This window comes from Novosphingobium sp. (assembly GCF_040079535.1).
Classification (GTDB): domain Bacteria; phylum Pseudomonadota; class Alphaproteobacteria; order Sphingomonadales; family Sphingomonadaceae; genus Novosphingobium.
This window is the reverse complement of record NZ_JBEBKB010000013.1, coordinates 1-24,748: the sequence shown is the minus strand read 5'-3', so window position 1 is coordinate 24,748 and position 24,748 is coordinate 1. Positions and strand designations below refer to the sequence as shown.

General features: G+C 61.0%; 23 protein-coding genes. 6 read left to right on the top strand and 17 right to left on the bottom strand.

Translation table 11 applies throughout. From position 1 onward, the window contains the following. Nucleotides 1-16: 16 nt before the first annotated feature. Both serA and ABL914_RS06245 read right to left on the bottom strand, forming a co-directional pair. Entirely contained in the window at nt 17-1,600 is a 1,584-nt protein-coding gene (gene serA, locus ABL914_RS06250; protein WP_391562306.1) for a phosphoglycerate dehydrogenase, read from the bottom strand. A gap of 99 nt (nt 1,601-1,699) precedes the next feature. Further along, complete coding sequence (locus ABL914_RS06245) at nt 1,700-2,824, bottom strand: phosphoserine transaminase (protein WP_391562305.1); 1,125 nt, start codon at nt 2,822-2,824, stop codon at nt 1,700-1,702. A 131-nt stretch (nt 2,825-2,955) separates the two neighbouring features. Between ABL914_RS06245 and ABL914_RS06240 the strand changes: the two genes are divergently transcribed. Beyond that, nucleotides 2,956-3,663: an extensin family protein gene (locus tag ABL914_RS06240; RefSeq protein WP_391562304.1), complete on the top strand. Its 708-nt coding sequence runs from the start codon at nt 2,956-2,958 to the stop codon at nt 3,661-3,663. Here ABL914_RS06240 and ABL914_RS06235 read toward each other — a convergent pair. From ABL914_RS06235 to ABL914_RS06180, 12 genes are all read right to left on the bottom strand, one after another. After that, complete coding sequence (locus ABL914_RS06235; RefSeq protein WP_391562303.1) at nt 3,660-4,073, bottom strand: hypothetical protein; 414 nt, start codon at nt 4,071-4,073, stop codon at nt 3,660-3,662. The genes ABL914_RS06240 and ABL914_RS06235 overlap by 4 nt on opposite strands. A gap of 59 nt (nt 4,074-4,132) precedes the next feature. Further along, on the bottom strand, nt 4,133-5,233 hold the full coding sequence (locus ABL914_RS06230) for an agmatine/peptidylarginine deiminase (protein WP_391562302.1): 1,101 nt from the start codon (nt 5,231-5,233) through the stop codon (nt 4,133-4,135). Beyond that, nucleotides 5,230-5,712, bottom strand: coding sequence for a hypothetical protein (locus tag ABL914_RS06225; protein ID WP_391562301.1), 483 nt, complete (start codon nt 5,710-5,712; stop codon nt 5,230-5,232). Before ABL914_RS06225 ends, ABL914_RS06230 begins: the two co-directional genes overlap by 4 nt. Next, a complete protein-coding gene (locus ABL914_RS06220) occupies nt 5,709-6,452 on the bottom strand; it encodes a peptidase (RefSeq protein WP_391562300.1) in 744 nt (247 codons plus the stop codon). Before ABL914_RS06220 ends, ABL914_RS06225 begins: the two co-directional genes overlap by 4 nt. 25 nt (nt 6,453-6,477) lie before the next feature. Next, a complete protein-coding gene (locus tag ABL914_RS06215; protein WP_391562299.1) occupies nt 6,478-7,293 on the bottom strand; it encodes a transglutaminase domain-containing protein in 816 nt (271 codons plus the stop codon). Continuing rightward, nucleotides 7,293-8,240 (bottom strand): alpha-E domain-containing protein, encoded by a 948-nt coding sequence (locus tag ABL914_RS06210; protein ID WP_391562298.1) that lies wholly within the window; start codon nt 8,238-8,240, stop codon nt 7,293-7,295. Before ABL914_RS06210 ends, ABL914_RS06215 begins: the two co-directional genes overlap by 1 nt. Beyond that, nucleotides 8,240-9,667, bottom strand: a complete 1,428-nt coding sequence (locus ABL914_RS06205) for a circularly permuted type 2 ATP-grasp protein (RefSeq protein ID WP_391562297.1) — start codon at nt 9,665-9,667, stop codon at nt 8,240-8,242. The genes ABL914_RS06210 and ABL914_RS06205 overlap by 1 nt, the downstream gene beginning before the upstream one ends. An 86-nt stretch (nt 9,668-9,753) precedes the next feature. Continuing rightward, complete coding sequence (locus tag ABL914_RS06200) at nt 9,754-10,722, bottom strand: hypothetical protein (RefSeq protein ID WP_391562296.1); 969 nt, start codon at nt 10,720-10,722, stop codon at nt 9,754-9,756. A gap of 76 nt (nt 10,723-10,798) precedes the next feature. Continuing rightward, nucleotides 10,799-11,587, bottom strand: a complete 789-nt coding sequence (locus tag ABL914_RS06195; protein WP_391562295.1) for an arginine deiminase family protein — start codon at nt 11,585-11,587, stop codon at nt 10,799-10,801. Between the two features lie 87 nt (nt 11,588-11,674). Continuing rightward, nucleotides 11,675-11,929: a GlsB/YeaQ/YmgE family stress response membrane protein gene (locus ABL914_RS06190; protein ID WP_391562294.1), complete on the bottom strand. Its 255-nt coding sequence runs from the start codon at nt 11,927-11,929 to the stop codon at nt 11,675-11,677. A 94-nt stretch (nt 11,930-12,023) separates the two neighbouring features. Then, the gene (locus tag ABL914_RS06185; protein ID WP_391562293.1) at nt 12,024-12,572 is read right to left on the bottom strand and encodes a DUF3617 domain-containing protein; all 549 of its coding nucleotides are present in this window, start codon (nt 12,570-12,572) and stop codon (nt 12,024-12,026) included. An 81-nt stretch (nt 12,573-12,653) separates the two neighbouring features. Next, nucleotides 12,654-13,016 (bottom strand): PilZ domain-containing protein, encoded by a 363-nt coding sequence (locus tag ABL914_RS06180; protein WP_391562292.1) that lies wholly within the window; start codon nt 13,014-13,016, stop codon nt 12,654-12,656. A gap of 181 nt (nt 13,017-13,197) precedes the next feature. Here ABL914_RS06180 and ABL914_RS06175 point away from each other — a divergent pair, with 181 nt between their 5' ends. Beyond that, entirely contained in the window at nt 13,198-14,391 is a 1,194-nt protein-coding gene (locus ABL914_RS06175) for an acyl-CoA dehydrogenase family protein (RefSeq protein WP_391562291.1), read from the top strand. Between the two features lie 13 nt (nt 14,392-14,404). Next, nucleotides 14,405-15,535: an acyl-CoA dehydrogenase family protein gene (locus tag ABL914_RS06170; RefSeq protein WP_391562290.1), complete on the top strand. Its 1,131-nt coding sequence runs from the start codon at nt 14,405-14,407 to the stop codon at nt 15,533-15,535. A gap of 52 nt (nt 15,536-15,587) precedes the next feature. Here the strand turns inward: ABL914_RS06170 and ABL914_RS06165 are convergent, their stop codons facing one another. Together ABL914_RS06165 and ABL914_RS06160 are read right to left on the bottom strand one after the other, a co-directional pair. After that, nucleotides 15,588-16,073, bottom strand: coding sequence for a HutD family protein (locus ABL914_RS06165; RefSeq protein ID WP_391562289.1), 486 nt, complete (start codon nt 16,071-16,073; stop codon nt 15,588-15,590). A gap of 7 nt (nt 16,074-16,080) precedes the next feature. Continuing rightward, nucleotides 16,081-16,968 (bottom strand): SHOCT domain-containing protein, encoded by an 888-nt coding sequence (locus ABL914_RS06160; RefSeq protein WP_391562288.1) that lies wholly within the window; start codon nt 16,966-16,968, stop codon nt 16,081-16,083. 217 nt (nt 16,969-17,185) lie between these two features. On the opposite strand from ABL914_RS06160, the gene ABL914_RS06155 reads away from it, so the two are divergent. Further along, nucleotides 17,186-18,325, top strand: a complete 1,140-nt coding sequence (locus ABL914_RS06155) for a JmjC domain-containing protein (protein ID WP_391562287.1) — start codon at nt 17,186-17,188, stop codon at nt 18,323-18,325. Nucleotides 18,326-18,414: 89 nt separating this feature from the next. On the opposite strand, the gene uvrA is transcribed toward ABL914_RS06155, so the two are convergent. After that, entirely contained in the window at nt 18,415-21,309 is a 2,895-nt protein-coding gene (uvrA, locus tag ABL914_RS06150; RefSeq protein ID WP_391562286.1) for an excinuclease ABC subunit UvrA, read from the bottom strand. A gap of 214 nt (nt 21,310-21,523) precedes the next feature. Between uvrA and ABL914_RS06145 the strand changes: the two genes are divergently transcribed. Continuing rightward, the gene (locus ABL914_RS06145; protein ID WP_391562285.1) at nt 21,524-24,187 is read left to right on the top strand and encodes a hypothetical protein; all 2,664 of its coding nucleotides are present in this window, start codon (nt 21,524-21,526) and stop codon (nt 24,185-24,187) included. 151 nt (nt 24,188-24,338) lie between these two features. Further along, a partial coding sequence (locus tag ABL914_RS06140; RefSeq protein WP_391562284.1) for a hypothetical protein occupies nt 24,339-24,748 on the top strand: 410 nt, incomplete at its 3' end.

Here is a 24,748-nt window from a genome sequence, read left to right as displayed (position 1 = left end):
CCTGCCCCAATTGCGGTTAAAACGCCAGCGCCATAACCCGCTTCACGCCCGGTAGTGCCTTGGCTGCATCAAGCACTTCGCCTTTAACCGGACTATCCACGCTGAGCAGCAACACCGCTTCGCCGCCCGCATCGCGGCGGCCCAGGTTAAACGTGCCGATGTTGATCGCGTTTTCGCCCAGGAGCGTGCCGATCCGGCCAATGAAGCCGGGGGCGTCCTCGTTGACGATATACATCATGTTTCCAGCGAGCTCCGCCTCTACCTTGATCCCGAACAGCTCAACCAGGCGCGGCTCGCTGTTGGAAAACAGTGTGCCTGCCACCGAACGTTCGCCCGCATCGGTTTTCACCGAAACGCGGATCAGGGTATGATAATCGCCCGCCTTCTCACTCTTGATCTCACGCACTTCGATCCCGCGTTCCTTGGCCAGAAACGGCGCATTGACCATGTTGACCGTGGCAGACTGGACCCGCAGGAACCCGGCCAGCACCGCCGCGACGATCGGCTTGATGTTAAGATCCGCCGCAGCGCCTTCGGCATGGATCGAAATTCGCGGGATTGCGCCGGTTGTCAGCTGCCCCACCAGCCCGCCCAGCTGTTCGGCCAGCGCCATATAGGGTTTCAGCTTGGGTGCTTCCTCGGCCGAAAGGCTGGGCATGTTAAGCGCGTTGGTAACCCCGCCAGTTACCAGATAATCGGCCAGTTGTTCGGCCACCTGCAGCGCCACGTTGACCTGGGCTTCGTTGGTGCTGGCCCCAAGGTGCGGAGTGCAAATGAACCCCGGCGTGCCGAACAACGGGCTATCCTTGGCCGGTTCGGTCTGAAATACATCCAACGCCGCCCCTGCGATGTGCCCGCTATCAAGCCCCGCCTTCAGCGCCGCTTCGTCGATCAAACCGCCGCGCGCGCAGTTGACAATTCGCACGCCCTTCCTGGTTTTCGCGAGGTTTTCTGCCGAAAGGATATTGCGGGTCTGGTCAGTCAACGGCGTGTGCAGCGTGATGAAATCGGCGCGGGCCAGCAAGTCGTCCAGCTCAACCTTTTCGATCCCCAGTTCCACCGCGCGTTCGGGCGAGAGGAACGGATCGAATGCAACCACTTTCATTCGCAAGCCCAGCGCCCGCGATGCAACGATCGAGCCGATATTGCCCGCGCCAATCAGCCCCAGCGTCTTGCCGGTCACTTCAACACCCATGAAATCGTTCTTGGGCCATTTTCCGGCCTGGGTTTGGGCATTGGCTTCGGGAATCTGGCGGGCCAGCGCAAAGATCAGCGCAATGGCGTGTTCGGCGGTGGTGATCGAATTGCCGAACGGGGTGTTCATCACCACAACGCCCTGCGCCGAAGCTGCCGGGATATCGACATTATCGACCCCGATGCCAGCCCGGCCGACAACTTTCAGGTTCTTGGCGGCATCGAGCACGGCCTTGGTAACCTTGGTAGAGCTGCGAATTGCAAGGCCGTCATAGTCCCCGATCCGGGCGATCAGTTGCTCGGCCGTTTCGCCGGTTATGACATCCACCTGGCAGCCGCGCTCTTCGAAAATGCGCGCGGCGTTGGGGTCCATCTTGTCGGAAATAAGTACGCGGGGTTTGGTCATTTTTCTCTCGTCATTCCCGCGAAGAGGGAAACCTGGCTCCCCGTTCGCGTATTGAAATTGGGTTGAATTTTGGGCCCCGCTTGTGCGGGGAAAACGAATTCAGAGGCCTGACGCGTTGGCGTATGCCCAATCGAGCCATGGCCCGAGCGCTTCGATATCGGCAGTCTCAACTGTAGCACCGCACCAGATCCGCAAGCCCGGCGGGGCATCGCGATATCCGGCGATGTCATAGGCTGCATCTTCTTGTTCAAGCGCGCCGGCGATGGCCTTGATCATCGCCTCATCAGCACCTTCAACCGTCAGACAAACTGAGGTTTTTGAGCGCGTTGCTGGGTCTGCTGCCAGATGGCCAAGCCAGCTGCGCGCTGCCACAATCTTGTTCAGCGCATCGGCATTGGCGGTGCAGCGTGCCTGCAAACCTGCCAGTCCGCCAACCGATTTGGCCCATTCCAGCGCAAAAATCGCGTCTTCAACCGCCAGCATCGATGGGGTGTTGATCGTCTCACCCTTGAACACGCCCTCGGCCAGTTTGCCCTTCGAGGTCAGCCGGAACACTTTGGGCAGCGGCCAGGCGGGGGTGTGGTTTTCCAGCCGTTCGACCGCGCGCGGGCCCAGGATCAGCACCCCGTGGCCGCCCTCACCGCCCAGCACCTTTTGCCAGGAAAAGGTTGCGACATCGATTTTTTCCCACGGAATATCGTAGGCAAAAACAGCGCTGGTTGCATCGGCGAAGGTCAGCCCTTCGCGGGATTCCGGGATCCATTCCCCATCGGGAACGCGCACGCCGCTGGTGGTGCCGTTCCAGGTGAACAGCACGTCATCGGCAAAATCAACCTTGGAAAGATCGGGAAGCTGGCCGTAATCGGCGCGGTGCACGGTGGGTTCCAGCTGCAATTGCTTGATCGCATCGGTCACCCAGCCCTCGCCAAAGCTTTCCCAGGCGAGGCAGGTAACGCCGCGGGCACCCAGCATGGTCCACATCGCCATTTCGAAGGCGCCGGTGTCTGATCCAGGGACAATCCCGATCCGGTGCGTATCGGGCAGGCGCAGCACTTCGCGCATCAGATCTATGCACAGTTGCAGGCGCGATTTGCCGATCTTGGCCCGATGCGATCGGCCAAGGCATGCGATTGCCAGCTTGTCTGGAGAATAGCCCGGCGGCTTGGCGCAGGGGCCGGAAGAAAAGTACGGACGCGCAGGTTTGCGCGTTGGCAGTGCAGTCATTGTAGTCTCTCCTTACAGAGAGCTCGCGCGGCGTTGGGACCGCGTGGCCCGAAGCGGCCCCTAGTGCTGCAGCGCAGCAAGTCAAGCCGATTACGCCACGCTTCACCGATTATCGCCGGGTCAACCGCGGCATGGTGGTTCTCGTTAACCATTTTCATGGCACCTTTGCGGGCATGCGCGTAGCCTTGTTCATCCCTTTGTTTGCGATGTCGCTATCGGCCTGCCAGATGATTCCCGGCGGGTCAGAGCCGCAGCGCCAGGCGACCCAGCGACCGAGCCAAGCAGTGGCAGTAAGTCCAAAGACCCGCGCCTGCCTGTCTGATCTGGGCAACAAGCGCGCCAGCTTTACCCCGCTGCGCGATGAATATTATGGCGCGGGTTGTTCAACGCTTGGCACGGTCAGGCTTTCCAGCCTGAAGGGCGATGACGCCAATCTGGCGCTGGTTGGGCTTGGGCCGGTGGCCTGCCCGCTGGCCGATACATTTGCCGGATGGGCCCGCTTTGGTGCAGACCGCGCCGCCCAGCAGATTCTGGGCAGCCGGCTGGTCCGGATCGAGACGATGGGCAGCTACAATTGCCGCAATGTTGCCGGCTCTTCGCGCCGCAGCGCTCATGCCACGGCCAATGCCATCGACGTTTCAGGATTTGTCCTGGCCGATGGCCGGCGGATAACCGTTGCAGGCAACTGGGCGGACAAGAGCCCGGCCGTGCGCCGCTTTTTCAGCGCGATCCACACCAGCGCCTGCAAGCGTTTTGGCACCGTGCTGGGCCCGGCCTACAACGCCGCGCACCGCGATCACCTGCATCTGGAATTGGGCGGCAAGGCGGTTTGCCGTTAATCCTTGCAGGCACTGACAAAACCCTTGCACTGCCCGGCCTGAAAGCGCGTCATCAACCCGCGAATCTGGGGTGTATCATCAGACCAATCCTGCTGGGCACACAGATATTCGCGGTGCGGGATCAGATGTTCGTTCAATGTCGGCTCCCACAGCGCAGATGCCGTAAGCAATTGATCGCCGGTATAGAGCAGGTATTCGACATAGTTTTCATAGCCCGCATGCTGCACAGTATCGCGGATCGCGCAATAATCCGGATTGGCCAGTTCCGGGCGGGCAATCGAAAGGTTCAGGTATTCGCGGTAGATATCGCGCGCCGATTGTTCCTGTTGCAATCGGGCCGAGGCATCAATCTGCCACTTCACCCCGATCAGCGCCAAGACCGCGATCAGCATCGTAATCAAGCCTGTCATTGCTTGTATCGCAGGCGCATGGCGTTCAAGCCATCTGATTGGCGATGCCGCCGGCTTGCTCATGGCTGGGCCTTTGGTTGCTGCTGGGTTGCACAGTGGATACCGCCGCCGCTTTCGCCGATCGCATCAACCTCGATCATTTCGACAACCCTTCCTGGATAGAGCCCTTGCAGCACCTCGCGGGCGCGGCCATCAGCCGCTTTATCGCCAAATTGGGCCGCAATCACTGCGCCATTGGCCACGTAATAGTTGACATAGCTAGCCACAAAATCGGGCGCGTTAATGCGGGTTTCAACCGGATCGGCCAGGCGCACAAGCTTCAGCAGCTTGCCATCTGCATCGCGGGCCTTTTCCAGTATCCGCAAAGTCTGGTGGCCTGAGACTGACCACGGATCGTCAGGATCAATCTCAGCCCCCAGCTGGATCAAAACTTTGCCCGGCCCGACAAACCGGGCCAGCGCATCGATATGATAATCGGTGATATCCTTGCCCTTGATTCCGGGTGCCCAGATCATCTTGCGCCCGCCAATTGCCTTAAGCAGCCGCTTTTCAATCTCTGGCAACGCAATGCGGTTGCGGTTGGCGTTGGCCCAGCTGCTGGCGTGGGCCATCACGGTTCCCGCGCCGTCGTGCTCAAGTCCGCCTTGTTCCCCGACCAGACCGCTGGGAACTATCGGCAAGCCTAGCCGCTTCGCTACGCGTTCAGCAACAAGCGCATCGCGGCCGTGGGGCTGCTTGCGGCCCCAACCGTTGAAACGGATGTGGGCAACCGCAAGGCCTCCATCTGCGTCCCGCACGAATGTTGGCCCTGAATCCCGGCACCACAGATCGTCGGTCGGGATGTCCCAAATCTCGATTGCCGGGCCAAGCAGCTTTCTGGCCAATTTGCCATTGCGGGCATCCGCCAGCATGACCACCGGTTCATGGCGGCTGATTGTGTTGGCGAGCTTGGCGATTGCGGCCTGAACCCTTGCCAGCATAGGCCGATCATAAACCGCAAGGCTAACCGGCCATTGCATGAAACACCGCTGATGCGGTTCAGATTCCAGCGGCATTTCATACTGCATCGGCTTCGCCTCAGTCGCTTTTGCGCAGCTGCCCAGCACTGCACCCAGCCCGGCGGCGATTGTCTGGCGCCGATCGAAGAAGCCATTGTTCATAGCCTACCAACCGCACTGCCCAGCAGCAACCGCGAGTAGAACCGGTGAAAGCCAAGCAACAGGCTGAATATGGCCCTATCGGCAGACGACGCTGACGGCACCACAGCCGAGCCGAAGTGCAGCCGGGTGCCTCCTTCAATCGGCATGACCATAAGCCACGAGCGGGTCCGGCCCTGAAAATCGCACAGCAGAATTTCGTCGCCTTGCCGGGATTCAACCGTCCAGGCCGAAAAGCGCGCCGCCTGGCCTGATGCAAGCTGGGCCACATCATCGTCCCCAGCCCTTTTCCCCAGCAACGCACCAAGCAGCCAGCGTTCGGGCCGGAAAGCGCGGCTGGTGTAGAATGCTGTAATCAACTGGCCCAGATCGACACTTCGCGGCACTTCGGCCACATAACAATCGACATGGCCGCCACCGGCCCGGTAACGTTCAAGCAGCGCGCCGGGCGGCAACTGCACTTCCGCCACTGCGCCGTTCATTCGCTGAACATGCTGTAATCAGGCAAGGAATGGAAAGCCTGTTTCAGCGCCTCGCTCCACCCGGCGGAAACCGATTGGTAGTATGGATCCTGCGCGGTGATCCGGCGCTGGTGCGCGGGTTCGAACGTATCCTTTTCCACCACCAGCAGATCAAGCGGCAGCCCGACCGAGAGGTTGGCTTTGATGGTCGAATCAAAGCTGACCATCAGCAGCTTGACCGCATCTTCGAAGCTCATGTCGCGATCATAGCCGCGGATGATGATCGGACGGCCGTATTTTGTCTCACCGATCTGGAAGAACGGCGTATCAAAGCAGGCTTCGATGAAATTGCCTTCGGGATAGATCAGGAACAGGCGCGGTTCGCCGCCCTTGATCTGTCCGGCAAGTATTATCGATGCAGTGAAGGTTCCGGCCGCTTCCTCACCATTTTGTTTGTTGCAGGCCAGGATCGTATCGCGCAGCAACGCGCCAACCTGGGTTGCGGCCTGAAACATCGTTTCTGCTTCCAGCAGCGAATTGTGCCGATCGGCATGGGCCTTGCTGCGTTCCTCGATCTGGCTGACGACCGATTGGGTGGTGGCCAGATTTCCGGCAGTCATGATCGAGATGAACCGCTCACCCGGGACCGACCACTGGAACATTTTGCGGAACACAGAAATATTATCGACACCCGAATTGGTCCGGGTATCGCTCATCATTACCAGCCCTTTATCGAGCATCATACCAACACAATAGGTCACTTCAGCGATCCCCTTTCGCCAGTGCCTACTGGTCTGCGTGCTGCTGTTCAACCGCCAGACGGACTTGAAGCAAGCTTTCCCCAGCTCCGTAGCTTAGCCCGGTGATCGGAGCGGCCTCGCGGTAATCGCGGCCCGTGGCCACCCGCACATAGCGTTCATCAGGGCTGATCCCGTTGGAAACATCAAAGCCAACCCAGCCAAGCCCATCAACATGGACTTCGGTCCAGGCGTGGGTTGCTTCCTGTTCGATCCGGTCGTTCATCATCAGGTAGCCTGAAACATAGCGCGCCGGAACGCCCAGCGCGCGGGCCGCGCCAATGAAGATATGGGCATGATCCTGACAGACCCCCATCCCCAATGCGGCGGCTTCCTCTGCCGCGGTATGCACCTCGGTTTCACCGGGGGCATATCTGACATTTTCCAGCACCAGCGCCGAAAGCCGGTGGAGCATCGCCAGAACATCACTGCGCGGCAAATCGACCGCGGCCATGATTGCGCGCACTTTCGGGCCGGGCCGGGTCAGTGCGGATTGGCCCAGAAATGACCACATCGGCATGTGCCCCGAATGCTGGCCAATCACCCCCGAACTGCCAGAGGTTGCGACCAGTCCGTGGCAATGGACCGATATCCCTGTGCTGCCCGGCTCTACTGAGATCAGCGTGGTGCGGTTGCAGTTGTGATCTTCATATTCGGCTTCAACCCGCCCGCCTGTCAGGTCCATTTGCCAACCCAGAACCTTTTGCCCCTGAGTGCTCTTTGGGGTCAGCCGCAGCCGCTGCAGGCCATGCGCAACCGGCTTTGAATATTCATACCGGGTGGTGTGTTCAATCCGCAGGCGCATCACTTGTAGAACCTGTAATCACGCTCAATCGCCTGGGCCACCTGTTGGTTGCATGCGATGAAGTCCTGGATAAATTCGTGCAATCCGCCTTCAAACACCATTTCGATGCTGGTTTCATGGAACCGCGTGCCCAGCCCACGGAGCAATTCGTGAACCGAAGCTTCATGTCCATACTGATGCGCCAGACCCGCCAGATTTGAGCGCAGCTTATCAACGCAGAAGTGCAAGCTGCGCGGGAACCGGCGATCTAGCAGCAGGAATTCGGCAATCCCCTTGGGATCCATCACCCCGGCGTTGAGCCAGCGATAGGCGCGTTCTCCAGAAACAGCGCGCAGGACCGATTCCCATTGAACATTGTCAAGGCTTGAACCGACCCATGCCAGCGAAGGCAGCAACACATAGTACTTCACGTCGAGGATCCGGGCGGTGCTATCACCGCGCTCAATAAAGGTCCCCAGCCGGGTGAAGTTGTAATTCTCGTTACGCAGCATGGTGCCATCCAACGCACCGCGAACTTGTGTGGCCTGGCGGCGGATCGCGGCCAGAACCTGGCCAAGTGCGGGTTCGCGCACCGGCCGGGCCAGCGCATCCTTCAGCACCATCCAGGCCTCGTTGATCGCTTCCCACACCTCGCGGGTCAGCGCGGTGCGCACCCCCCGGGCATTGGTTCTTGCGCCTTCGATCTGGGCCAGAACCGATCCCGGGTTACTCTTGTCGCGCAGCAGGAAGTTCCACACCCGCTCGCCCGCATAGTCCGGGCCATAGGCCGCCTCAAAACCACTGGTCTGGCCCAGAGTGGCGATAACCGAGCGCCATTCCGCATGCGCCATCGCAGCATCGCGGGTAAGCGCCATGCGGAAACCAGCCTCGATCAGCCGCGCGGTATTCTCTGCGCGTTCGAGATAGCGGGCCATCCAGAAGGCCCCATTGGCGGTCCGGCCCAGCATCAGTCTTCCAGCACCCAGCTATCCTTGGTCCCGCCGCCTTGGGACGAATTGACCACCAGCGATCCCTGTTTGAGCGCGACCCGGGTCAGTCCGCCCGGGGTAATATCGATACCCTTGGGTGAAACCAGCACGAATGGGCGCAGATCAACGTGGCGCGGCGAAAGGCCCGATTTGGCAAAGATCGGAACGGTCGACAACGCCAGGGTTGGCTGGGCGATATAGTTATCAGGCTTGGCGCGCAGTTTGGCGGCGAAAGCCTCGATTTCCTTTTTCGAGCTGGTCGGCCCGATCAGCATGCCATAGCCGCCCGATCCGTGGACCTCCTTGACCACCAGTTCAGCCAGGTGATCCAGGACATAGGCCAGGCTATCTTTTTCAGAGCAGCGCCAGGTTGGCACGTTGGAAAGGATCGGCTTCTCGCCGGTATAGAATTCCACAATTTCGGGCATGAACGAATAGATCGCCTTGTCATCGGCAATTCCGGTGCCAGGCGCGTTGGCAATGGTGATCCCGCCGGCCCGGTAGATATCCATGATCCCCGGAACGCCAAGTTTGCTGGCCGGATTGAAGCTGAGTGGATCGAGGTAATCATCATCGACCCGGCGATAGAGCACGTCGATCGGCTCATACCCCCGCGTAGTGCGCATCGCGACCCGGCCATCAACTACCCTGAGATCGCTTCCTTCAACCAGCTCGGCACCCATCTGATCGGCCAGGAAAGCATGTTCAAAATAGGCTGAGTTGTAGATCCCCGGCGTCAGCACCGCCACGGTCGGCCGATCCCCGGCGCAGCGCGGTGCACAAGCGGCCAGGCTTTTGGCAAGGCGGCGGGGATAGTCTGAAACCCCGCGCACATTCACTTTCGTGAACAATTCCGGAAACATCGCCATCATGGTTTCGCGATTTTCGAGCATGTAAGACACACCCGAAGGGGTGCGGGCGTTGTCTTCCAGCACCATGAAATCATCTGGCCCGGTGCGAACCAGATCGATCCCGACGATGTGGGTATAGACCCCGCCGGGCACATCCATTCCCACCATCTGCGGCAAGAACGCGGCGTTCTGTTCGATCAATCGCTGCGGCACCCGGCCCGATCGGACGATCTCCTGCCGGTGGTAGATATCGTGCAGGAACGCGTTGAGCGCAGTTACCCGCTGCTCAATTCCCTTGGTCAGCTTGCGCCATTCGCGCGCACTGATGATCCGCGGCACCATATCGAACGGGATCAGCCGCTCTTCCCCGGCATTGTCACCATAGACGTTGAAAGTGATGCCAGTGCGGCGGAAGGTAGTCTCAGCCTCTTGCGCCTTGCGCCGCAATGCCGGGGCATCCTGACCATGCAGCCATTCACGATAGCCGGCATAGGCCGGACGCACGCTTCCATCCTCAGCAAACATCTCGTCAAAGCATGGCGGCGATTGGCTCATCCAGTTGCGTCCCCTTCACCGCCATGACTGACGCTTGGCGGTGAAGAGTCAAGCGCTTGCGGCACTTGCGAACAAATCCGGGCGGCCTACTTCGTGTAAATCCGCCCTGATTGCGCCAGGCGTTGCCGCGCGGTGTTGACCGGCACGGCGATCGCGGTGCCCGGATCATAGACCTTGCCCACGCCCTTGCTGCTTGGCGGCACCCACACTTCAACCCAGGTGTTGGAATAGCCATTGGGCTTATAGCGCACCCAATAGCCATCAGGATGCTTGGACCAGCGTGTGGCCGGCAAATCCAGACTGCCCGGACCGCGCGGGGCGACCCCGCCCAGCACCGCCACGCGTTCGATATCGGCATAACTTGATCCCGGCGTAGTCAGCATCCCGCGCATCCGGCTCTCAGCTTCGATCACGGTGCGAACCGGGCCGGGCATTCCGCCGGTGATCGAGGCCAGTTGCGGATTGGTCAGCACGCTCAGCGCAGACCGGTTGAGCCCGGCGAGCTGCCTGGCGCTCAGCAGTTTGGCCGCCACTGCCTTAAGTTTGGGATCAAGCTGTTCAAATTTGGCGCGGGCAACGATTGCCCACAACAGCAGTTGGATATCATGCTGTGCGATTTCCGGATGGGCGACCGAATTCTGAAGGATGCTGGTCACCGCATCCTTGGCCGAACCCTTGACCGGGCCCAGCAGATAGCCATCACCGCCGCCCGGCCCGTGGGTGCCGGCATGCAGGCAATAACTTTGCGCGTGCATGATGTAGTAACCCGGCCCCAGCACAAACCCGCCCTGCGGGCTGCGCGGAAGGCTGGTCAGCTGTCTGGGCTGGCCGGGCGGTGTAAACCCGTCGGTCGATGGATCGCCCCAGATTGCATCCTTGATGTTGGTTGAGATCGGCTGCGGCCCGCTTAGGATATTTGGAATCCCGGGGGCTTTCACCGGCAGATGCCTGACCGCCCCGGTCACGCCGCCAAATTGCGCCTGCGCCGTGGTGGCAGCCAGGCCAATCGCGCCCGCCATCAAGACAAGCGGCAGATAGATCTTGATCGGTTGCATCGGCAAGCTCCTTGAACGGCAGAATATATTGGTCAGGCTATCGGGTCTTTGTTGCAGGACAAATAGGCGATTTGCGTCATGCTTGCGCCCGCCAACGCAATGACATGCAGGTGAAACCGGCATCGATCATTGCGATTGCAGCATTGGGCATGGCGATTACCTTTGCGCCAAAGCCATCCAGCAGTTCAATCAACCGCGGATAGCCGGCACCGACCAGAATGCAGTCACCAAGCCGCAGCACATTGGCCCCGCCAACCTCTTCTGCCGGCACTTCCAGCACCCGGTAATTTGCGTAGATTCCGCTGGCGGAAAGCGCCCTTGTTGCCAGCACGGTTTCCTCATCCACCAACGAGCTGGCAGTCTTGAGGTGGAGCACTTCGGGCGGAGTGGCCGCGATTGTCGCCGCAATCCCCAGCTGGCCCAGCAAGCCTTTAAGGCATTCGGCGCCATCGCTGTCAGTCCGCGCCGAAAGGCCGATAAATGCACCGTCTGGCATCACCAGCACATCGCCGCCATCGGCATAACCATCGGTCTGTTCAAGCACTACCGGAAACCGCGCCGCCAGTTCGCTGCGCAAGAACGCGCCCTCTGCTTCACGGCTTGGCGCGCCGGGCCGCAGCAAGACCGCGCCCTGGGTGAAGACCAGCGCGGGATCTTCAACAAAAATCGCGTCAGGATAGTCTTCCAACGGCTCCAGCTCAGTCACCGCCAGCCCGGCAGCCCGCAGCGCGGCGACATAGCTGCCGTGTTCAGACAGCACATCGGCCAGCACCGGATCAGCCCCGCCGCCTGCGCGCAATCCGCCCACCACGCTATGGCCGGGACGGCGGGCAATGGCATCGGTAAAATCGAAAATCCGTTTCATTGGAGCCTCATCCGCCCTTTAATACAGCATCAACGAAGCGGGGCGAGACGCAAGCGCCCCGCCCCGCCAGCAATATTTGTGCAATTTTTAAAGCTGCAGGCCGAACATCTTGGCCAGAAAAATAGTTACCATCGCGCCTGCTACCGACATCAGGAAACCAGCTGGCTTAAGTTGCGTGCCTGGCTCTTTATCAAGCATTGAGCCGACAAACCCGGCGCCAAACGAGCCAACCAGGCCGACAACCATGGTCATCAGCCAGCCATTTCCATTGTCACCGATATAGAACATTTTGGCCAAGGCACCTGCGATCAGGCCCATCACTGCCATGCTGACGTATTTCATTGTGCTTCCCCTTCAAGACTAGCCGCAGATCCGGTTGCGGTCTGGGCTGAAGCCACACCAGCCGGGCTGGCAAGTCAAGCGAAACTACAAAGTCTTACTTAGCGCAGTCTCCGATCCGTTCGGCCCTGACGCTTTGTTCGACGTGGACCGATTTGCCGCCAGCCATCACCATATCGCCCACCACGGCCACATCGGATCCACTATCGGAATAGGTTCCGTGCGACGTGGCCCGCATATCCATCCCCCGGCCCGAATTGCAGGTAAATACTGCATCGACCTTGCCGCCCGAGGCCTGGAAGCTTTCGTATTGGCAATTTCCCTTAGCCATTTGCTGCTTCACGCCTTCCAGCCCGGCCGCAGATTGTTCGGGCGTGATGCAGTATTCAAAGCTCTGCTGCTTGGGCATCGCCGCGGTGATTTGCGGCGGCAGCCCTTCGGCAACGACCTTCTGGATCGAAACGGTTGTCCGGTATTGGCCGGCCTTTACGCGGAAATCCGCATCAGCCAGATTGCCGTCCGGGATGGTGATCCCGGGCCTATCCCCTGCGCCGTCTTTCCCTGCGCCGGAATTGCTGTCGCTGGATTGGCCGCAGGCGGAAAGCGCCAGCGCGGCGATGATTGAGATGGTGATGGCTGGACGCATGGCTGGTGTGATCTCCCGGTTTTTGAACCGGACACCAGCCTAGCACGCCATCTCAGGGCGGCAAGCCTCAGCGGGAATGGATCAAGCCGCCAGCCGCAATTTTCCTGGTAATGCGGCCAGCCGCTGCGGGGTAAGAAGGCGCAGGAACGTGCGGTGCAAATGTTCAACCACCGCAGGATAAAGCGGCCGTTCAAATTCGATCCCGGCCGAGTGGCCCTTGATCCAGCGGATCACCCCGCACAGGCCTTCAAGGCCCTCGGGCCGGACAACCACCAGATCGCCCACGCCCATGACCAGGCCCAGCGAGTCGATTCGGCAGCCACCTGCAGAAATATCCGAGATAACCACGTGATCGAGGAACCCGCTGCGGGTTCGGCACTTGGCCGGCAAGATCAATGCATGGCGATTGCTGCGGCGCATTTGCAGTACGTTGTCGCGGTCCATTTCGGGCTCCATCCTTCTCACTCCCGCCTTGCCGTAAGGTCACGCAGCGGGCCCGATGGATAACGGCATGTTTGCCCTTGCGATTAAGGGTAGCGCCAACGGGCAGGTCATTGAAACGCGCGCTTGCAGAGCGGCCAAACCTGCGCCAATCTGCCCCCAACAACGGATCTGGAGAGCTGCCATGGACCTCGAATTCAGCCCCGAAGACCTCGCCTTTCGTGACGAGGTACGGACTTTTATCGCCGATCATTATCCCGCGCAGCTGCGCGGAAAGCAGGATGAGGGTGAGGAATTGGGCAAGGATGATTTCCTGGCCTGGCATCGTGTGCTCCACAAGCAGGGCTGGGTCGCCCCGGCCTGGCCGGTTGAGTATGGCGGCACTGGCTGGACCCAGACCCAGCGCTACATCTGGTCCGAAGAAACCGCGCGGGCCGATTGTATCCGGCTGCTGCCGTTCGGGCTCAGCATGGTTGGCCCGGTGATCTACGCATTCGGCACACCCGAACAAAAGGCGCATTTCCTGCCCCGGATCCTCTCGGGTGAGGATTGGTGGTGCCAGGGTTATTCAGAGCCGGGCTCTGGTTCGGATCTGGCTTCGCTGCGCACCAAGGCAGAACGGGACGGCGACGAATATGTGGTCAACGGCCAGAAAACCTGGACCACGCTGGCCCAGCATGCCGATTGGGGATTTTTCCTGGTCCGGACCGATCCCGATGCCAAGATGCAGGAAGGCATATCGTTCCTGTTGATCGACATGAAGAGCCCGGGGATCACCGTGCGCCCGATCATCACGCTGGGCGGTGAACACGAAGTCAACGAAGTGTTCCTCGACAATGTCCGCGTTCCGGTGAGCAACCGGGTGTTTGATGAGAACAAGGGCTGGACCTGCGCCAAGTTCCTGCTCGCCCACGAACGCGTCGGGATTGCCGGGGTCGCATCGTCCAAACGATCGATCGAACGGATCAAGGATATCGCCAAAACCGAGATGGAAGGGGACCGGTCATTGCTGGCCAACCCGTTCTTCAAACGCAAGGTGGCAGAGCTTGAAATTGATCTTGCTGCGCTGGAATATACCGAACTGCGCACGCTGGCCGGAATGGCGGCAGGCCGGGGTCCGGGGCCGGAAAGTTCGGTGCTTAAGATCAAGGGCAGCGAAATTCAGCAGCGGCTGACCGAACTGACGCTGGAAATGGCCGGGCATTATGGTGCGCCCTATTTCCGCGGCTTTGGTGAGGGCGATAACGAACATCCGATCGGCCCGGCCTGGGCCAATCGCGCCGCCCCTACGTATTACAACGCCCGCAAGACCACGATCTATGGCGGATCGAACGAGATCCAGCGCAATGTGATCGCCAAGATGGTTCTTGGGCTTTGAGGAACTGACGACAATGGACCTGAGCACAACCGAAACCCAGGACATGCTGCGCGATACGCTGGCGAAGTTCCTGAACGATACATACTCTTTCGATGCCCGGCAGAAGATGCTGGCCAGCCCTGAAGGCCGCGATCCTGGCATCTGGAAGGCGCTGTCAGCCGAACTGGGGCTGACCTGCGCACCCTTTGCCGAAGAACACGGCGGCATGGGCGGCGGGGCAATCGAAAACATGATCATGATGGAGGAGCTGGGCAAGGTCATCGCGATCGAGCCTTGGTTGCAAACCGTGGTGGCCGGCGGCGGTGCATTGACGGCTTCGGGCGGCGCGCTGGCCAAGGCGACTATCCCCCAGATCATCAGCGGCGATTGCCTGATCGCGTTTGCCTATGCCGAGCCGCAGGGCCGCTATAACCTGGCGGATATCGGCACCAGCGCCAAGGCAGATGGCGCGGGCTTTGTCCTGAACGGCCATAAGTCTGTGGTTTATGGAGCGTCCTGGGCCACCCACCTGCTGGTCAGCGCCCGCACTGGCGGCGGCCGGCGTGAGCGCGATGGCGTGGAGCTGTTTCTGGTTGAGGCGGGCAGCGCCGGGATTTCACGCCGCGATTATCCCACGGTCGATGGCTTCCGCGCTAGCGAAGTCTATTTTGAAAACGTCGCCATCCCCGGTGAAGCGCGGCTGACCGGCGGGATCGAGCTGATCGAACAAGTGGTCGATCAGTGCACCATGGCGATCTGCGCCGAAGCCACCGGCATCGCCCGCACCATGCTGGCCCAGACGGTGGAATATACCCAGCAGCGCAAACAATTTGGCCAGCCGATCGGCAAATTCCAGGCGCTGCAACACCGCATGGCTGATATGCTGGTTGAGGCCGAGCAGATCGCCTCGATGAGCCTGATGGGCACTCTGCGTCTGGGTGAGCAGGCCCATGCCCGCAAGGTTGCGGTGTCTGCCGCCAAGTCCAAGATTGCCCGCAGCCTGAAGTTCGTCGGGCAGAGCGCGGTCCAGACCCACGGCGGGATCGGGATCACGATGGAGCTTGGCATCGGCCACTACTTCAAGCGCGCGACGATGCTTGAGAACCAGTTTGGCGGGGCCGACTATCACCTTGAGCGGTATGAGGCGCTGGCTTTGGCTGACTAAGGGCCATCATCCATGCAACAACTTGAAGGCCGGGCGGATATCCTCCCGGCCTTCAATATATCCGCACCGCCAGGAACGATCCCGCCAGTGCAGCGGGATAGGGTGGCAGCAACAGATCGCCCGCTTCATACCATGCCCCGTCCCCGGCCAGCGCCACCAGCATCGCGGCATCGGCCGGGCCAGCCGCGCGCTGCACCGCATGCTGCGCGGTGCCGCGCGTGGTCATTACGTTGAGCGCCTGCACCGCGCCGCCTTCCAGCCGCACCGCCGCCGCCGCCTCGCCCGCAAAGCTGGTCCAGTCACCCGGTGCCAATTTCCGTTCCGCACCATCAACGATCAGCGTCACCCGGTCTGGCCCCAGCAGGCAAAAGGTCCGATCAACCCCTGCGAAGGCAGAGAACGGCGCAGCCCGATCAAGCGCCGCCACGCTGATCCGCGCGTCTTGTCCAGACCACAGCGTGCGCGTGCGCCCGGCCCCGTTGCGCCATGGTTCCTCTGCGCAATCACGCAGGCGGATCAGGCGCAGCGGCGCGGCCAAGGCGCGCTCAGCAACCCCAGTTGCACGATAGCGCCGATCCGCCGCTGATCGCCACGATCTGCATCGATCCGCCGCAGCCATCATCGCTCAGCTCGGCATAGTCCGGCGCGCGCGGCGCTCCAAAGCCCAGCCGGGCCAGCGTTGTGCGGACCTTGTCGGGCTGATCAAGGAAGGTCATCGTCCGCTCATACCCGCCATCGCTTTCCGGTACGATCGTGGCGGTGCTGGTCAGCCGGCTCAGCTTCAGCCCGTGCCAGGTGGTGCCTTCGGGAAAGCGCAGCCAGGCGTGCTTGGTTTCCATCCCATCGGCCGCAATGCTGTTCTTCACATTCAGCGCCAGCGGGTTTTCAAACGCATCAAGCCTTACGGTGATGCCTTTGCCGCTGCCCAGATCCGCCGCCGAATCGAGCTTCTTGTAAATCGCCTCGAGCGCGCCCGCCGCCTTGCAATTGTTGGCTGCGGCAAAAGCCAGCGAGCCATCGAGCGCGGCCGGCAAGGGCGCTTCCTGCGTTGGCGCAGCACTGGCCAGCGCGGCATCGCTGGCAACCGGTGTCGCGATCGAACCGCCACTCAATTCGGGATCAACCTTGCCGCCCACCAGCGTCGATCCAAACCATGCCGCCGCCGCCAGCAGCGCAGCCACCGGCAAGGCCAGCAGCGCCCACCCCATCGCCGTGCGCCGCGCCGGCTCCTCAGCATAGGCCGGGCTATCCCAGGCCGGCGCCGCATCGGGAATTGCCGGCGCTACCGGAGCGACAGGGGCCGCAGCCGGCGCATCGGGCGTATCGGCCATGGCCAGCACCCGGGCCTTCTGCGCCGCAAACTCCTGATCGGTCAGCGCCCCCGCCTTGTGCAGTTGGGTCAGCCGTTCAAGTTGTTCGATCCAGTCAGACATAGTGGCCCCTCGGCAAGTGGATTCGCGTTTCGCGCCAAGGGCTATCCCGTCCGCAACCAAGTGCCAAGCGGATAAGCCCCGCCCCGCCAGACACCGCAATTGCGTTATAATGAGGCCGGGTGTTCATAGCCCCAAAGCGGCACCAGTTTCCTCTTCAGGACATCCCGATCTTATTGCGCTAGGGCGGCATAAGCGTTGATGCACCAGGCGAGGGTCCATGCAGTTTCATAATTTCGATAGCGAAGCATTCCGCCGCGACAGTTGGCAGCAGCAACCGATGGTAATCCGCGGGGCATGGCTGGCTTGGTCCAATCCGCTGGAACCGGATGAACTGGCTGGTCTTGCTTGCGAGGATGAGATCGAAGCCCGGCTGGTAATAGGGGGGGCGGGTGACTGGGTGCTTGAGGACGGCCCCTTTGCCGAAGATCGGTTTGCCGCCCTGGGGGACAGGCCATGGACGCTGCTGGTGCAAGCGGTCGATCATCAGGTGCCCGCGGTTGCCGCCCTGATCGAGCCGTTTCGCTTTGTACCCAATTGGCGGATCGACGATGTTATGGTCAGCTATGCCACCGACGGGGGCGGGGTCGGGCCGCATTTTGATCAGTATGACGTGTTCCTGATCCAGGGCCTTGGTAAACGGCGCTGGCAAGTGGGCAAGCGCTGCGATGAGACGACCGAACTGTTGCCGCACGAAGACCTGCGGTTGCTTGCTGAATTCGAAGCGACTGACGAATGGGTGCTTGAGCCCGGCGACATCCTCTATGTCCCGCCCGGCTATGCGCATAATGGCGTTGCGATGGGTGATGATTGCATGACCTATTCGGTTGGCTTCCGGGCCCCTTCGCGCGCTGAACTTGTTGGCCACTGGTGCCAGTCCTTGATGGAGGATTTGTCCAGCGATGATCGCTATGGCGATCCGGGGCTGGCTGAACAGGCCAATCCGGGTGAAATAACCGCCCCGGCAATTGCCGCCCTGCATGCGATGGTGACCGAAGCGATGAGCGATAAGGCGGCCTTCGCGCGGTGGTTTGGGGAATACAACAGCGCCCCCAAATATCCCGAAATCGATTGGGCGCCTGAAGTGCCGCTGGCCGTTGCCGACTTGAGCAAAATGGTGGCCGATGGCCAAATCCTGTGCCGCAATCCCGCCAGCCGTTTTTCGTTTATCCGACAAGCCGGCGGCGCGGTGCTGTTCGTGGATGGCGAAAGCTATGAATGCGCGGGCGATTTATCAGGCTTGGCAGAGCAGCTTTGCGGGACGGATGCGATTGTGGTCGATGCCGGGTCAGATGCGCAGCTTTGCCTCATCGCCGGGCTGCACAACCGCGGATGCCTGGGCTTTGACGACGAGGAGTAACGCAGGGCTACGGCGTTACTTTCATCATCCTCAAAGCGGCACCGCCGGACGGGGACGAGCAATAGCCTATCCCCGGGATAAGCCCCGCCTCAGCGTGCCAACAGCGCCTTGAGATAGCCGCCCGTGTAGCTCTTCTTGTTGGCCGCAACCGCCTCTGGCGTCCCCTCGGCCACCACCAGCCCGCCGCGCACGCCGCCTTCTGGACCCAGATCGATCACCCAGTCTGCCACCTTGATCACATCGAGGTTGTGTTCGATCACCACCACCGAATTGCCCTGATCGACCAGCCTTTGCAACACCTCCAGCAGCTTTCGCACGTCTTCGAAGTGCAAGCCGGTGGTTGGTTCATCAAGGATATAGAGCGTTTGCCCGGTTGAGCGGCGGCTGAGCTCCTTGGCCAATTTGACCCGCTGCGCCTCTCCCCCGCTCAAAGTCGTGGCCTGCTGGCCAACCTTGACATAGCCCAGGCCAACCTCGTTCAGCATGTGCATCTTGTCACGGATCGGGGGGACGGCCTTGAAGAATTCCTCGGCATCCTCGATTGTCATATCAAGCACATCGGCGATTGAGTGGCCCTTGAACTTCACTTCCAGCGTTTCGCGGTTGTAGCGCTTGCCGCTGCATTCCTCGCACGTCACATAAACATCGGGCAGGAAGTGCATCTCGATCTTGATCAGGCCGTCGCCCTGGCACTTTTCGCAGCGCCCGCCCTTGACGTTGAAGCTGAACCGGCCGGCCTTGTATCCGCGCGCGGCGCTTTCGGGCAGGCCCGCAAACCAATCGCGGATCTGGGTGAAGGCGCCGGTATAGGTGGCGGGGTTGCTGCGCGGGGTGCGGCCGATTGGGCTCTGGTCAATCTCGATCACCTTGTCGCACATTTCCAGCCCGGTGATCTTGTCATGCGGCCCCGCGATCACCCGCGCGCCATTGAGCGCGCGCGCGGCCCCGGCGTAAAGCGTATCAAGCGTGAGGCTGCTTTTGCCGCTGCCTGAAAGGCCGGTGATGCAGGTGAACGTGCCCAGCGGGATCGAAACGGTGACATTGCGCAGGTTGTTGGCCCGCGCGCCGTGGACGGTAATTTGGTGGCCGTTGCCCGTGCGGCGCTGTTTGGGCACTTCGATGGCCCTTGCGCCAGACAGGTACTGGCCGGTCAGGCTTTCTGTGCTGGCCAGGATATCGGCGAGGCTGCCTTGCGCAACGATATGCCCCCCATGGACCCCGGCGCCCGGGCCCAGATCGACGATATGATCGGCATGGCGGATCGCGTCCTCATCGTGCTCTACCACGATCACCGTATTGCCCAGATCGCGCAGCCGCTTGAGCGTTTCGAGCAGCCGGTCATTGTCGCGCTGGTGCAGGCCGATGCTGGGCTCATCCAGCACATAGAGCACACCCGAAAGCCCGCTGCCGATCTGGCTGGCCAGCCGGATCCGCTGGCTTTCCCCGCCGCTCAGCGTGCCGCTGGTCCGGCTGAGATTAAGGTAATCGAGCCCGACGTTGTTGAGGAAGCCCAGCCGTTCGTTGATTTCCTTGAGGATCGCCTTGGCAATCTGGCTTTGCTGGCTGGTCAGCTGGGCATCCAGATCCAGAAACCATTGCACCGCCGCCGCCACCGAAAGCATGGTGATGGTGCTGATGTCTTCGCCCGCCACCTTTACGCTCAGCGCCTCAGGCTTGAGCCTTTTCCCCTCGCAGGTCTCGCACGGCTGCGCGGTTTGGAACTTGCTCAGCTCTTCACGCATCCAGGCGCTTTCGGTTTGCAACAGGCGGCGGTTCAGGTTGCCGATCACCCCTTCGAAGGCCTTTTGCACCGTGTAGCTTTTCTTGCCATCGGTGAACGTCAGGCCGACCGGACGTCCGGCAGTGCCGTGCAGAATCACGATCCGCACTTCGGCCGAAAGATCCTGCCACGGTGTATCCAGGCTAAAGCCGAATTCGGCGGCGAGTGAGCTCAACACCTGCATGTAATAGGGTGAAGGTGGGTTGCTTTTGGCCCACGGCACCACCGCGCCCTGCTTAAGGCTGAGCGCTTCATTAGGCACCACCAGCTGCGGATCGAACAACAGCTTTTCGCCCAGCCCATCGCAGGCGGGGCAGGCCCCCATCGGCGCGTTGAAGCTGAACAGCCGCGGCTCAAGGCTTTCAATCGTGAAACCGCTGACCGGGCAGGCGAACTTTTCGCTGAAGACGATCCGGTTTGATGGGAGGCCGGCGCCCTTCATTGCGCCGCCCGCTTCCTCAGCCTCGCGGCCCGGAACCACGCCATCGACCAGATCGAGATAGACCAGGCCATCGGCCAGTTTCAGGGCCTGCTCAAAACTGTCGGCCAGCCGGGTTTCGATGCCGCCCTTCACCGCGATTCGATCAACCACCACCTCGATGTCATGCTTGTATTTCTTGTCGAGCGCGGGGGCATCTTCAACCGCGTAAAGCGCGCCATCGATCCGCACGCGGGTAAAGCCGGCCTTCTGCCATTCGGCCAGCTCCTTACGGTATTCGCCCTTGCGGCCGCGCACGGCGGGGGCCAGCAGATAGGCCCGCGTCCCCTCTGGCAGCGTCATCACCCGGTCAACCATCTGGCTGACTGTTTGCGCCGCGATCGGAAGGCCGGTGGCGGGCGAGTAGGGCACGCCGACCCGCGCCCACAGCAGCCGCATATAATCATAGATCTCGGTTACCGTGGCGACGGTAGAGCGCGGATTGCGGCTGGTGGTCTTCTGCTCGATGCTGATCGCGGGCGAAAGCCCATCAATATGTTCAACATCGGGCTTCTGCATCATCTCAAGAAACTGGCGGGCATAGGCCGACAGGCTCTCAACATACCGGCGCTGCCCTTCGGCATAGATCGTATCGAAAGCCAGGCTGCTTTTGCCGCTGCCCGAAAGCCCGGTGATCACGATCAGACTGTCACGCGGCAGCGTGACGTCAAAGCCTTTGAGGTTATGTTCGCGCGCGCCGCGCACAACGATATGGGAAAGAGACATGGCCTGCGCTGTTCCACATCTGTTCGGGTAGCGCAAGGGCTGCTTGCAATGGCGGGGCCAAGCACCTAACCATTGGCAGCCACCCACCAAAAGCGTGCGGGCAACGCGTGTCGCCACGTCATGCGCAAGACACATGGGCAAGCGGGTTTGCAGCCCCGTTTACGGTTGCATTGGCCCACTTTCCCTGTCTTGCCCTAGCACCGGGAGAGAGATCATGCGCGCAGTTCGTTGGTCGTTGGTGGGAATGGGCGCTGTTCTGGGCCTTTCCCTGCTTGAGCTGGTTCCCGCCGCTGCCCAGGAAGCCGCCCCTGCGCCGCCGCAAGTCCGGCTTCAACGGATCCCGGTGCCTGCTCCTGAAGCGACACCAACCAGCGAGCCGAGCGCTGAGCCCACCCCGGCACCAGCGCTTCCGCCTGCAACTATCAGGCGCCCCGCCCCATCGGCACCTCCGATCAGAACCGCAACGCAGCCCGCGCCAGCGCCGCCGCCGGTTGTGCGGCCGTTTCGGATGCGTCCGGTTCAGGTCCGCACCGCAAGCCCAACGCCCATTCTGATCAGCCCAGCGGCTATTCGGCAGACCGAGATTGTCCGGCCAGCAGCAATGTCTGGCGGCGATGTGCCCGGCTCGGTCACGATGCGGCGCAGTACAAGCTCTGCGGTGATGCGCGCGTTGCCGGTGGTTCGACGGTATCAATTGCCGCAGCTGCGGGCCAACCCCATCGTCACACTGGGCAGCGCGCAGCTCAATCTCTCGCCTGTTTTCGACAATCCCCAGGCGCTTCCAAACGTGGCCCAGCGGGTTCGCGCGGCACCTGATCTGGCGGTGATGATTTCGGATGATCTCCAGATCACCGAAGTCAGCCAGGGCCTGGTTATCCGCAGTTTCATGACCTACCGGATCAACCCTGGAACCTGCACTGACAGCAGCCGGCGGGCCCGCCTGGCGCAGACCGGCCTTGCCTGCGCCAAGGCGCTGCCATTGGCTGCGCGGCCGGCGGCTTTCTCCAATCCAGCCGATCCGCATTACGTAGCCGATCCAGCCATGCGCGCCGAGGCGCTTGCGGCCGCCAATGCCCAATCGGCAAAACTGGCGGCGGAGCTTGATAACCAGGTCAAGTCAATCCGGGCGGCATTGGCCGATCCGGCCCAGCGCGCCAATTTCGATGCAGAGCTGGGTCCCGGCACCGCTGACCGGCTTGATGCGATGAGCGACGATCAGCTCAAGACAGAGATCGTCAATTCTGGCGATACATCGATCGAGCAGGTGCTTTTTGTGCCCAAGGCGCTCAGCGTCAATCCGGCATTTGGCGCGAAATTCAACTTCACCGCGGCGCCGTCATCGCCCCCGGAACCTGAAACCAAGACTGCCGTCAGTGCGTCCGCACCGATTGCAGATCACATCTACCTGACTGGTTTTACGATGGGCAAAGACTATGAATGGTCAATGCGGATCGAGAAATCGATCAAGATGTGTGTGCTGGGCTGCAAGACCACATACTACGCCGAAGTCCATGCCGGGTTCAACTATGCCCTTGGACTGCGCTTTCCGGTTACACTGGGCGGAACCTACAGCTATGATCCAGATCCGGAAAACCCGGCGAATGCAACCGCATCGCTAAGGGCTGATTATCATCCGATCAATGGCAGTCCGCAGGACTATTCGGACGCAGGCCTGGATCAAGCCAGAATCTATGACGGCAAGGAATTTGTCGCCCAATTCAGCGCCCATGCCGGCGCTGGCTATAGCCTGCCCTTTGCCGGATCGGCCAACATCGACATTCCGGTCGAATTCGATTTCACGACGTTTCTGGAAGACGATTTCAAGGACGGCCAGTTTACCCCGCCGGTTCCTGGTTCTGGCACCGGGCCGAGCATGGACAAGGTCTTTACCGATATCGATCTGATTGGCGGCGCTGGCAATTTTGGCGTGGTGGGCGCGCAGGTCTTTCCCGCTGTCAAGATCATGCTGGTTTCCGACAGCCTGACATTTACCGTCCACGACTATCAGAACAACACCGATACGGTGATCAGCACTTCGGGCCAGAAAATCCCGCTGGGGATCAGGGCCAAGGATCAATCAAGCAGCTTTTCGATCGGCGATCCCACATACAGCCTTGGCCTGAACGTTACGCCAGGGATCAATGCGCGGCTGTTCGTGGATGTTGCAGTCTGGTCGCACAATTGGGATTTCCCGGTCTGGTTCCCGCAGCTTTCGCTAACGATCCCGGCAGAGGGTGTGGCCTTTGGCTGCCACGCCGGCACCGCCTGCAAGCGCCGCTACGTCTATTCCCCGAACGGGCATGTTGAACTGGAAGCTGCCGAAGCCGGCTTTGATACCGATCTGGCCAATTGGGGCGATGCATTTGAGGCCCGCTATATTGGTGAGTGTGCCGATGAAACCTGCCAGTTCGGGATCAGGTTTATCCGCCAGGGCCGGATCTATGGCGCGCGCCACAAGCACGATGCAAACCCGGCGCTGACCATCCAGGACAAGGCGATCCTCGATTACCTGGGCGGCGCCGATGCCGAAGCCAAATCCGTAATCGACGATTCCCAAAAACGCCAGACTACCAATGCCGCCAAATCGTTTGGCACCTTCTGGACCCTGTGGTGGTCAAAGCAATGCTCGGACAAGATCTGCCTCGACAAGGTCAAAGCCATTTCCTTCCTCGCCCAACTTGAAGCGGTTTCGCAGCAGAACCTGAACCCCGATATGTCAACCAACGAGGTCATCGGGATGGTCGGAAAGAAATTCGCGCCGGTTTTCGAAGCCGAAATCAAGGCATCGAAGGCACGGGTCGCAGCCGAGGAAGCCGCCCAGAAAGCGCGCGTAACCAGCCGGACAAGTTTTGTGCCGGTGCGAATTCGCACTCAATAGGGACGGGCCGCGCGCGCTCCATCAAACAGTACACCAGAACCGTGGCGCAAAAGCACAAGGCGTTCAGTGTTGCGACAGTTAGCACGGCGCAAATTCGGATCCGGGCTGCGCGGATCTGGTTTGCTTTTGTTGGAATATTTAGGGGCTTTGCATGATTGATACGCGGTTCAGAAAATCGGTCTCTGGGCGGGCGATGGCCTGGTTTGCGCTGCCTTTGGCGGCGATAGTTCCGTTGGCCGTGGCGCCAGACGCGCCTTTGCCGTTTGGCTTGGCCCAGGCTTTAAGCACCGCCGGACAGGCCCAGGCCGCAACCGCCAAAGCCAAGCCGAAGAGCAAGAAAAAGGCGGCCACCCGCAAGAAAGCCGCCGCCGCGGCCACCACCAAGCGGGTTTGCACCACCACCAAGGTAAAGGGCCGCAAGGTTACCAAGTGCAAGACCGTGAAGCTTGTGCCAGCGCCGGTGGTGATCACTGCTCCGCTGGTTATCGAAATGATCCCCGCCCCGCCGCCGGTCTATATCGCGCCGCCGCCCGCGCCGCCGCCGGTCCAGCCGCAATCCTA